We start from the raw sequence: 10194 nt of genomic DNA on the forward strand, positions 1-10194 counted from the left end.
CGCGCCGCCCTGCGCGGTGACCTCGACGGCGCGACCGGCGGCGGCCGCCGGGGCCGACGGCTCGTCGTCGACCGCGCCCACGGTGAACGACACCAGGGGTGCGCCCACCGCCACGACGTCTCCCGCGGCCGCGTGCAGTGACTGCACCCGACCCGCGTAGGGCGACGGGATCTCGACCACGGCCTTGGCCGTCTCGACCTCGGCGATGGTCTGGTTCAGCTCCACCTCGTCGCCCTCCGCCACGAGCCACTGCACGATCTCGGCTTCGGGGAGCCCCTCCCCCAGGTCGGGGAGGCGGAACTCGGCGATCACCGGATGCTCCCCTCGGTCGCCCCGGCGGCCGGCGTCGAGCTGCCCGTGCCGTGCGCGGGCACGCGGTCCAGAACCCGGTCCACCCCGTGCAGGATCCGGTCCAGGTCGGGCACGTGATGCTTCTCGAGCTTCGAGGGCGGATACGGGATGTCGTGGCCCGTCACGCGCTGCGGGGGCGCCTCGAGGTACTCGAAGCACTGCTCGGTGATGCTCGCGACGAGCTCGGCCCCCACCCCCGCCTCGCGCGCCGCCTCGTGCGTGACGACCACGCGGCCGGTCTTGCGCACGGATGCCGCGACGGTGTTCATGTCGATCGGCGACAGCGAACGCAGGTCGATGACCTCCAGCGAGATCCCCTCGTCCGATGCGGCGAGCGCGGCGTCCAGGGCCGTGCGCACCTGGGCGCCGTACGTGACGACGGTGGCGTCGGTGCCCTCGCGGGCGACCCGGGCGAGGTGCATCGGCGGGGCGTCGGCGAGATCGGCATCCAAATCGACCTCGCCTCTCGAGTGGTACAGGCGCTTGGGCTCGAAGAAGATCACGGGATCGTCGGATGCCACGGCCTGGCGCAGCATCACGTAGGCGTCCTGCGGGTTGCTCGCGGCGACGACGCGGAGTCCGGCGGTGTGCACGAAGTACGCCTCGGGCGACTCGGAGTGGTGCTCGGCCGCGCCCACTCCCCCGGCCCACGGGATGCGGATGACCAACGGCATGCGGATCCGACCGTTGCTGCGGTAGTGCAGCTTCGCCACCTGGCACACGATCTGGTCGAACGCCGGGTAGACGAAGCCGTCGAACTGGATCTCGACGACGGGCCGGTAGCCGCGCAGGGCGAGCCCCACCGCGGTGCCGACGATGCCCGCCTCGGCGAGCGGGGTGTCGACCACGCGCTGGGCGCCGAAGCGCTGCTGCAGGCCGTCGGTCACGCGGAAGACGCCGCCGAGCTTGCCGATGTCCTCGCCCATGAGCAGCACGCGCTCGTCGGTCTCGAGCGCTTTCGACAGGCCCGCGTTGATCGCGGCGCCGAGGGTGAGCGCGGTCATCGCGCCTCCTCCTGCGCGAACCCGGCGAGGTACTCCGCGTACTCCGCCCTCTGGCGGGCGAGACCCGCGTGCGGCTCCGCGTACACGTGATCGAACATCGTCTCGGGTGCGCGGGTCGTCGCGCCGATGCACGCGGCGCGCACCTCGGCGGCGAGCGCGTCGGCGGCCCGGGCGACGTCGTCCAGACCGGAGTCGTCGAGCACGCCCTCGGCGCGCAGGTACGCCTCGAGGCGCGCGATCGGATCGCGCTTCGTCCAGGCCTCGACCTCGGCGGAGTCTCGATACCGGGTGGGGTCGTCGCTGGTGGTGTGCGGTCCGAGGCGGTAGGTCACGGCCTCGATGAAGGAGGGCCCCTCGCCGCGACGGGCGCGCTCCAGCGCCCAGCGCATCGCGGCGACGCAGGCCAGGGCGTCGTTGCCGTCGATGCGCAGACTCGGGATGCCGAACCCGGGCGCCCGGCCCGCGATCGGGTGCGTCGCCTGCACGGTGACGGGCTCGCTGATCGCCCACTGGTTGTTGGAGCACACGAACACGACCGGCGCGCGGAACGAGGCCGCGAAGACCATCGCCTCGTTGACGTCGCCCTGGCTCGTCGCGCCGTCGCCGTAATACGCGACGGCGACGTCGGTGGAGCCGTCGCGTTGCGCGCCCATCGCCCAGCCGGTCGCGTGCAGCGACTGCGCGCCGATGATGATCTGCGGCGGAGCGGCATTCAACCGCGCGTGGTCGTAGGCCGAGTGCTCCTCGCCGCGCCAGGCGAGCACGTAGTCGGCGGGCTGCGCGCCTCGACCGAGCAGCACGCCGTGCTCGCGGTAGCTGGGGAAGACGAAGTCGCCCGGTGCGAGGGCGTGGGCGGTACCCACCTGCACGGCCTCCTGACCGCGGCACGGGGCCCACAGCGCGAGCTGCCCCTGGCGCTGGAGTGCGACGCCCTCGGCATCCAGTCGTCGGGTGAGAGCCATGTCACGGTGCAGGGCGCGGAGTTCGTGGGGCGAAAGGTCGGCGATCCACGGATCGAGCGTCGCGTCGGGCACGCGGGAACCGTCCGGCTCGAGCAGCCGGGCGACGTCGTCCACGTCTCCCGGGGTGCCGGCTGTTGCGCGGTCGGCGGCTCCGTGGTCCGGTGTGGTCTGGGTGTACGTCATCGTCATCCCTCCAGTGCGGCCCGAAGCTCCTCGTGAGAGCCGGGGCGATCCGGGTGCCGGCAACACCGCCGACGGGGCCGACCGTACGCGCGGAATGCACCCCGCTCAAGACCTCGTCGTCACATTGAGCACACTGCCCATTGCGCGGCGGGGGGTCACTGCTAATGTTTCGCAGCATGAGCAAGCTCGACGCGGTCGACCTCGACCTCCTCCGCGCCCTGTCGGCCGATCCGCGCGCCACCGTCGTCGCGCTCGCCGAGAGGCTCGGCCTCTCGCGCAACACCGTTCAGGCCCGCATGAGCCGGCTCGAACGCGGCGGCGTGTTCCTGTCGTTCGAGCGCACGCTCTCGGCCGAGGCCCTCGGGTTCCCGATCGAGGCGTTCCTCCAGGTGACGGTGCGCCAGGCCGAGCTCCCCGCGATCCGCGCGGAGCTGGCGAAGGTGCCCGAGGTGCTGCAGGCGCACGGCCTCAGCGGCCAGGTCGACCTGCTCGTGCGCGTGGCCTGCCGCGACACCCAGCACCTGTTCGACACCGACGCGCGCATCCTCTCCATCGAGGGCGTCGAGCGCACCGAGACCTCGCTCGTGATGGGCGAGGTGATCGGCTACCGGGTGGGGCCGCTCATGCAGCTCGCGCGCGAGGCGGTCTAGCCGCGCGGGACCACTCCCTACGGCGCCGGCACCACCGGGATGCTCGCCGTCTCGGCCGCCGGTTCGGCGGGGCTCCCGGCATCCAGGCGCACCAGCACCACCCCCGCGAGGATGAGCGCTCCGCCGACGAATTGGATCGGCGCGGGCGTCTCGCCCAGCAGCAGCCACGCGAAACCGAGGGCGAAGAGCACCTCGCTCAGCCCCACGAACGACGCCAGGCGCGAGCCGATGAGCGGCACCGCGATCACGCCCAGCGCGTATCCGAGCGTGGTGGCCACCCCGCCCACCCACAGCAGGGGCAGGATGCCGGGCACCTCGAGCCCCGCGAGGGTCACGGTGATCGACGGCGCGGCGAACGGCAGCACGCCGGTGAGCACGAGTACCCCCATGAGCAGGGTGCCGGTGAGCAGTCCCCCGGCGGCGAGGGCGAGGGGTGGGAGGTCGTCGCCGGCGCGGCCGGCGATGACGAAATACGCGGCCGCGCACACGGCGGCGCACAGCGCGAAGATCGTGCCGAGCAGGTCGAAGCGCGCGCCGCTGATGTCGACGACGAGAACCAGCCCCGCCATCGCCACCACCGAGCCGATCAGCACCGCTTTCGAGGGCGCGCGGCGGGTGCGCGCCCAGACGGCGATCACGAGGAGCACCGGCGCGATGTACTGGATGAGCAGGGCCACGGCCACCGGCATCCGCTGCATCGCCGCGAAGTAGAACAGCTGGCATCCGGCGACCGCGGTGAGGCCGAACGCCACGATCAGCAGGCCGTGGCGTCGCAGGAACCCGCGCTGCCGGCGGATCGCGAGGATCAGCGCCGGCGACAGCAGGAGCGCGGCCACCCCCATGCGCACGAGGAGCACCGCGCCGAGCGACCAGCCGCCGTCGAGCAGGGGCTTCACGAACGGCCCGCTGGACGAGAACGCCAGCGCCGAGGCGACGGCGATGAGAAGACCGGTGACGGCGCCCGAGCCATGACGGGTGGGGCGCGGAAGGGTGACGGACGACGTGGTCATACGAGCCTGCTGTCAGGAGTGAAGTACGTTTACACTCGTGACAGTACGACCTGAAGATGTCAGGAGTCAACATGGTCTTCATCCGTGACACCGAGCTCGTACTGCGCGCCGCCGTCGAGCTGGTCAACACGCTGCCCCACACCGAGATGAGCGGGGTGGACACCCTCACCTCGATGACCGATCTCGACGGCTTCGCCGAGCGGCACACCTACACCGGTTCGCGCTCGCGCGACGATCGCGAGCTCACCGCCGTGCGCGGCATCCGCCGTCGTATCCAGGAGCTGTGGAACGTCGACCGCGACGGCGCGGTCCCCCTCGTCAACGCGATGCTGCGCGACGGGCGCGCGCTCCCCCAGCTCGTGCGCCACGACGGTTTCGATTGGCACATCCACGCCTCCGAGGCCTCGGATCACCTCGCCCAGCGCATGCTCGTGGAGACCGCGATGGCTTTCGTCGACGTCATCCGCGCCGACGAGTACGCCCGCATCCGCGTCTGCGACGCCGACGACTGCGACGGCGTCTACGTCGACTTCTCCAAGAACGGTTCGAAGCGCTACTGCGACTCGGGCAACTGCGGCAACCGCATGAACGTCAACGCGTACCGCAGAAGGCGTTCCGAGGCCGGGTGAGGCACCGCCCCGGCCCTCCCACCCGCGAGGCCGGAAACTCCCGTCTCTCGGCTGCCGCGGCCTGCGGCGTTCCGAGAGGCGGGCGCCGCGATCCGCGTTACTGCAGGAACCCTCGAATCGCGGAGGCCGCAGCCTGCGGCGTCTCGTAGTGGATGAGGTGCCCGACGTCGGGGATCTCGACCAGGTCGGCATCCGGGAACAGCGTCGCCAGGTGCCGCTCGGCCTCGATCGGGGTGATGTCGTCTTTCTCGGCCGCGATCAGCAGGGTCGGCTGCGCGATGCGCGGGGCGAACTCGCGGACGTCGTGCGACACGCTCGTCACGAACGCCTCGTGCAGCACGTCGCGGTCGGCGAAGCGCGAGAAGTACTCGTCGTGCTGCTCGTGCACGAAGCGCCGGAGCTCGGGATCGCGGGTCTTCGCCATGGCGTTGCTCATCACGCGCACGATGACCCCGTTGCGCAGCAGCCCCTCGCCGATCGCTCGCGGGAGCTTCGCCCCGGCGAGGTAGTAGAACACCGCGAGGCGCGTGAGCACGCCACGCGGCCCCTCGAGGGCGGGCGCGCCGATGGGATTCACGAGGATGAGCTTCGGCGTCGCGAGCCCTCCGGCCACGGCGGCCGACGCCACGATCGATCCGAACGAATGGCCCAGCACGACGGCCCCCGGCGCGACCTCCTCGACGAAGGAGCGCAGCCACCGCGCGTAGGTGTCGAGGTCGTGCGGGCGTCCGGCCAGCGGTGCGGTCTCGCCGAACCCCGGCAGGTCGGGAGAGATGACCCGGATGCCGCGCAGATGCGCCACCACCGGGTCGAGACCGTGATGCTCGCCGCGGAAGCCGTGCACCGCGATGACGGTGGTCTCGGCGTCGTCGTCGCCGTAGACCCAGTACGCGGTCGTGCCACCGAGCACGTCCGCCTCGCGGCGCACGACGGGGATCTCGGCGAGCAGGTCGGCGTAGGGGTTCGGCATGGGTTCGAGTCTAGGAGGGGGTCCCGACATCGGCGGTGGCGGCGGGAGGATGGGCGGCGGCGGGAGGATGGGCCGCGCGCGATCCCTCCTCCCCTCCCCGTTCTCCCCCGCTGACGACGACTCTGCGCGCCTCGGACGCCATGTCGGAGCCCCGTCCTACCGTGGGCGCATGACCACGTGGCAGGCCGAGCCGCTCCCCCTCTTCCAGACGCCCGAGTGGGCGCGCCTCGTCGGCGTGTTCGACCTCGAGACGACCGGCGTCGACGTCGAGAGCGACCGCATCGTCAGCGCGCACGTGGGCGTGCTCGACGTCGACGGCCGGGTCATCGACGCCCGGGACTAGCTCGCCGACCCCGGTGTCGAGATCCCCGCGGGAGCGGCGGCGATCCACGGCATCACCACCGAGCGCGCCCGCGCCGAGGGCGCTCCCGCGCCGCGCGTGGTCGCCGAGGTGGTCGAGGCGCTGACGGCGTTGTTCGCCGCCGGCATCCCGGTCGTGGCCTACAACGCCCCCTTCGACTTCTCGATGCTCAAGAACGAGGCGGTGCGCCACGGCATTGCGCCCATCCACGCGCCCGCGCCCGTGATCGACCCCCTCGTGGTCGACAAGACGTTCGACCGGTACCGCCGCGGCAAGCGCACGCTGTCGGTGGTCGCCGAGCACTACGCGGTTCCCCTCGACTCCGCCCACGAAGCCTGTGCCGACGCCGTCGCCGCGGGCCGCCTCGCCCTGGCCCTGGCCGAGAGGTTCGGCCCGTGGCTGCCGCCGACCCTCGACGAACTCCACACCCGCCAGATCGCGTGGGCCCGCGCGCAGGCCGCGAGCTTGACGGAGTACTTCGTGAAGATCGGGCGCCTGGATGCCGCGGAAGCGCCGATCGACGGAGCGTGGCCGATCCGCTGAAGAACGGGCCGAGAGCGCCGCACCGAGCGACAGTCACCGACAGCCCTCGCGACCCGCACGGCTCGAGCCCGCGCCTTGCGTCCCCGCACCAGCCGGAGACACCCACACCTCTCGCGCCCCCGCCCGGCCGGGATTCCGGAGGCTCATCACGGGCGCCCGAGGCGATGTCGGAGGTCCGCACTACCTTCGTGCCATGACCCGCCGTCCCCGTCTCGCCACCCGGCCCGCACCGGCGTTCCGGGCGAGCGACGGCGTGCCGTGGCCCACCGACGACGAACTCGATCTGGATGCCGAATGGGCGGCGCTGCGCGAGAGCGCCGACATCGAGTGGTGGGCCGACGATGAGGATCCGGCCGGCGGCGGCGGCCCGTCCGACGGCCCGGGCAGCGAGGCGGCGGCCGATCTCGATGCCCGGCTGGGACACCTCGAGCTCGTCGTCGCCGAGCGGCACCGCGCGACGGCGGAGGAATACCGGCTGATCGCCGCCATCCTCGCCGACGCGGCCGCCGACCCCACCCCGTGGGTCGGTCCCGATCCCACGCTCGACGGGGCCTGGCGCGATCGACGCGGTCGCACGGCAGCGGCAGTACGCCGAGACCGCCTCGACATGGCCCAGCGGGCGGCCGTCGCCGAGATCGCCCTGCGCCTGCACCTGTCGGAGCAGACGGTCCGAGCCCGCGCGACACGTGCCGAAACCCTGAAGGAGCGATGCCCCCGGCTGTGGCGGGCGTTCGCTGACGGGCGCACCTCGGAGCGACACGCTATCGAGACCGCCCGGCTGGCCGACTCCCTCCCCGAGGCATCGGTCGATACGACACCCCCATCCGACGGCGACGCGGTGAAGGCTCCCGTCGATGCGGACGCCGACGCTACCGTCGATGCGGACGCCGACGCTACCGTCGGTGCGGACGCCGCCGCTGACGCGACCGCTGCCGTCTGGCGCGCGTTCGACTCCGCCGTCACGGACCGCGCCGCCCGTCTTGTCCCCGCGAAGTTCGCCGTCGCCGCCCGGGCGATCCGCGAGAAGGTGCATGCCGAATCCATCGACGAGCGACACCGCCGAGCGGCGTCCGATCGAGGAGTCTGGATGACGCCCGAACTCGACGGAATGGCTTCACTGACCGCCCTGCTCCCGGCGGCGGACGCCCGCCGGATGATGTCACAGCTCGACCGGGCGGCACGTCACCTGCGGGCCGCGGCGGATGAGGAGCGCACGCTCGCGCAGCTGCGCGCCGACGTTCTCGCCGACCTCATCGTGCGGCCCGCGGGTGACGCCGCCCCGCCTCCCTCCGAATGCGAGCCCCTCGATGCTCGACGAGTGTCGACGACGAAGCACGCGGACTCGCCCGCCCTGCCGCACGCGCGATCAGGAGGCGCCTCTCCCGAGGGCGACTCGCGCGGCCCCTCACCGGCACCCCCACCACCCGATGGCGACGCCCCCGTTGTCCGCACCGCGCCGTCATCGCCGCCCTCCGACGCATCCCCGGCCGGGATGCTGGAATCGGCCGCAGAACCGCCAGGCCCCCGCGAGAACGTCCTCGCACCTCGACATCCGACGCCCTCACCCGTGCAGGCGACCGTCATCCTGACGGTGCCCGTGCTCACCCTGCTCGGGGCGGGTCACGAGCCGGCCACGCTGGAGGGATACGGCCCCATCGACCTCGGCACCGCACGTCGTCTGGCGGGCGGGGCGGCATCCTGGATACGTCTGCTCACAGACCCCGTCACCGCGGTGCCGCTCGCGCTCGATCGGAAGACCTACCGTGTCCCGGTCGCGCTCCGACGCTGGCTGGGCGTCACCTCGCCCACGTGCGTCTTCCCCGGGTGCGCCCGCGCCGCGACCGATTGCGACGTCGACCACCGCCAGGCGTGGGTCGACGGCGGCAAGACCGACGCCGAAAACCTCGATCCCGAATGCCGTCACCATCACCGGATCCGCCACGACACGCGCTGGTCACCGTCAGCAACGGCGACGGGTGACACGTCGTGGACATCGCCCCTCGGGGCGAGGTACGACGCCGATCCGCCCCCGTTCTGAGCGACGCGGGGACTTCCTGGTCACCCCGCCCCGCGCAGCATCACCTCCCGCCCGGTGGTGTCGCTCGTCGACACTCCTCTCGCCCGGCCGTGTCGCTCGTCTACGGACGCGGCGTGCACCTTTCGCGGATCGCTCGGACAGCACACTCATTCCGCCTGCAGCACCCGCACCCACGCGACCTCGTTCTGCAACTGGCCCGTCCGACGGAACATCCGCACCTGATGCGTCTCGGCGAGCACCTCGGCGAGCTGCTCGCGGTCGGCCGGGGTGAACCCGAGACCCTGCCAGAACCCTCCCGAGCGACGGCTGAAGAGCCAGGCCGTGCGCGCGCCGGTCCGGGCCGCCCGGTTCAGGGCGAATTCGGCCAGCGCTCGCCCTCGTCCGGCGTGCCGTCGCTGAGGTGAGACGGCGACACTGCGGATCAAAGCGTGACAGCCGTCGCCGCTCACTTCCCACCCGGTACTGCCCACGACGGCGCCGTCGCCATCCCGCTCCACCCACGCGTGCACCGACGCATCACTCAACCCGGTCACCGTCAGATCGACCGAGCGGAGGAACTTCTCGAGTTCCGCGAGCTCGATAGGTGTCCGACATCGCTGAAGCTCCATGTGCTTCAGCTAACCAGCCATCCGCCCGCGAACACGCTCGCGGTGGCTGACAGGATGATCCGGTGACCTTCCGCATCGCCACCACCCAGGCCGAGGCGCGCCCCGGCGACGTCACGCACAACGTGCACCGCACGGCAGAGCTGACCGCGCACGCGGCCGCCGCGGGAGCGTCACTGGTGGTGTTCCCCGAGGCATTCCTCACCGGGTACGACACCGAGGTCTTCGCGGGCCCCCTACCCCGCCTCGACGACTCCGCCTGGCTCGCGCCGATCCAGCGGGTCGTCGATGAAGCCCGCACCATCACGTCGGCGACCTGTCACAGACGCGCTGAGCTCGCCACCCGGCGCACCCACCCGCCGGCATCCTGCCCCGCCACCTCAGCCTTAGGAGCGGCAGCCCCGTCCGCGCCTGCCCCGACAATGCGAAAGCCCCCCGTCCGAAAGGACGAGGGGCTTTTGCTGCGGGAACCGCTGCGGATCAACGACCGCCGAAGTTCTTGAAGCGCTGGTTGAACTTCTCGACGCGGCCGGCCGAGTCCATGATGCGCTGCTTGCCCGTGTAGAACGGGTGCGAGGCCGACGAGATCTCCACGTCGATGACGGGGTACTCCACGCCGTCGAGCTCGATCGTCTTGTCGCTGGAGACGGTCGAACGGGTGAGGAAGGTGTCGCCCGAACCGAGGTCGCGGAACACGACGGCCTTGTACGTGGGGTGGATGTCAGTCTGCATGGGAGGTCCTTTGAGAAGTGGTGCCCTGGATTCTGCCAGGACGTCAAAGTCTGCGGCGCCGGAGGCACCAACGGGAAAGTTTACCACGCTTGCCGCGAGCCGCGAGCCGCGAGCCGCGAGCCGCGAGCCGCGAGCCGCGAGCCGCGAGCCGCGAGC

At 71.9% G+C, this 10194-nt stretch carries 11 protein-coding genes and 1 pseudogene; 5 read left to right on the forward strand and 7 right to left on the reverse strand.

Annotated elements, in window-relative coordinates:
* From ACK4LS_RS13965 to pdhA, 3 genes are all read right to left on the reverse strand, one after another.
* The coding region (locus ACK4LS_RS13965) for a biotin/lipoyl-containing protein (RefSeq protein ID WP_409718455.1) at window positions 1-312 on the reverse strand (312 nt) is incomplete at its 3' end.
* A complete protein-coding gene (locus ACK4LS_RS13970) occupies window positions 309-1355 on the reverse strand; it encodes an alpha-ketoacid dehydrogenase subunit beta (protein ID WP_409718458.1) in 1047 nt (348 codons plus the stop codon). The genes ACK4LS_RS13965 and ACK4LS_RS13970, both read right to left, overlap by 4 nt.
* On the reverse strand, window positions 1352-2500 hold the full coding sequence (gene pdhA, locus ACK4LS_RS13975; protein WP_409718461.1) for a pyruvate dehydrogenase (acetyl-transferring) E1 component subunit alpha: 1149 nt from the start codon (window positions 2498-2500) through the stop codon (window positions 1352-1354). Before pdhA ends, ACK4LS_RS13970 begins: the two co-directional genes overlap by 4 nt.
* A gap of 176 nt (window positions 2501-2676) precedes the next feature.
* Here pdhA and ACK4LS_RS13980 point away from each other — a divergent pair, with 176 nt between their 5' ends.
* Entirely contained in the window at window positions 2677-3150 is a 474-nt protein-coding gene (locus ACK4LS_RS13980) for an Lrp/AsnC family transcriptional regulator (protein WP_409718464.1), read from the forward strand.
* 17 nt (window positions 3151-3167) lie between these two features.
* On the opposite strand, the gene ACK4LS_RS13985 is transcribed toward ACK4LS_RS13980, so the two are convergent.
* The gene (locus ACK4LS_RS13985) at window positions 3168-4160 is read right to left on the reverse strand and encodes an EamA family transporter (protein WP_409718467.1); all 993 of its coding nucleotides are present in this window, start codon (window positions 4158-4160) and stop codon (window positions 3168-3170) included.
* A gap of 71 nt (window positions 4161-4231) precedes the next feature.
* Between ACK4LS_RS13985 and ACK4LS_RS13990 the strand changes: the two genes are divergently transcribed.
* Window positions 4232-4789 carry a CGNR zinc finger domain-containing protein gene (locus ACK4LS_RS13990; RefSeq protein WP_409718483.1) on the forward strand — a complete coding sequence of 186 codons (558 nt, stop codon included), beginning with the start codon at window positions 4232-4234 and terminating at the stop codon, window positions 4787-4789.
* Window positions 4790-4886: 97 nt separating this feature from the next.
* Here ACK4LS_RS13990 and ACK4LS_RS13995 read toward each other — a convergent pair whose 3' ends face one another.
* On the reverse strand, window positions 4887-5759 hold the full coding sequence (locus ACK4LS_RS13995; RefSeq protein WP_409718470.1) for an alpha/beta fold hydrolase: 873 nt from the start codon (window positions 5757-5759) through the stop codon (window positions 4887-4889).
* Window positions 5760-5928: 169 nt separating this feature from the next.
* Here ACK4LS_RS13995 and ACK4LS_RS14000 point away from each other — a divergent pair.
* Window positions 5929-6663, forward strand: a pseudogene (locus tag ACK4LS_RS14000) (exonuclease domain-containing protein).
* 193 nt (window positions 6664-6856) lie between these two features.
* Entirely contained in the window at window positions 6857-8701 is a 1845-nt protein-coding gene (locus ACK4LS_RS14005) for a DUF222 domain-containing protein (protein WP_409718473.1), read from the forward strand.
* A 146-nt stretch (window positions 8702-8847) separates the two neighbouring features.
* On the opposite strand, the gene ACK4LS_RS14010 is transcribed toward ACK4LS_RS14005, so the two are convergent.
* A complete protein-coding gene (locus tag ACK4LS_RS14010; RefSeq protein WP_409718476.1) occupies window positions 8848-9309 on the reverse strand; it encodes a GNAT family N-acetyltransferase in 462 nt (153 codons plus the stop codon).
* Window positions 9310-9371: 62 nt separating this feature from the next.
* Between ACK4LS_RS14010 and ACK4LS_RS14015 the strand changes: the two genes are divergently transcribed.
* Window positions 9372-9809 carry a nitrilase-related carbon-nitrogen hydrolase gene (locus ACK4LS_RS14015; protein ID WP_409718479.1) on the forward strand — a complete coding sequence of 146 codons (438 nt, stop codon included), beginning with the start codon at window positions 9372-9374 and terminating at the stop codon, window positions 9807-9809.
* On the opposite strand, the gene ACK4LS_RS14020 is transcribed toward ACK4LS_RS14015, so the two are convergent.
* Complete coding sequence (locus tag ACK4LS_RS14020) at window positions 9787-10038, reverse strand: type B 50S ribosomal protein L31 (protein WP_055837630.1); 252 nt, start codon at window positions 10036-10038, stop codon at window positions 9787-9789. The genes ACK4LS_RS14015 and ACK4LS_RS14020 overlap by 23 nt on opposite strands.
* Window positions 10039-10194 lie beyond the last annotated feature (156 nt).

The organism is Microbacterium sp. (assembly GCF_046295495.1).
GTDB lineage: Bacteria > Actinomycetota > Actinomycetes > Actinomycetales > Microbacteriaceae > Microbacterium.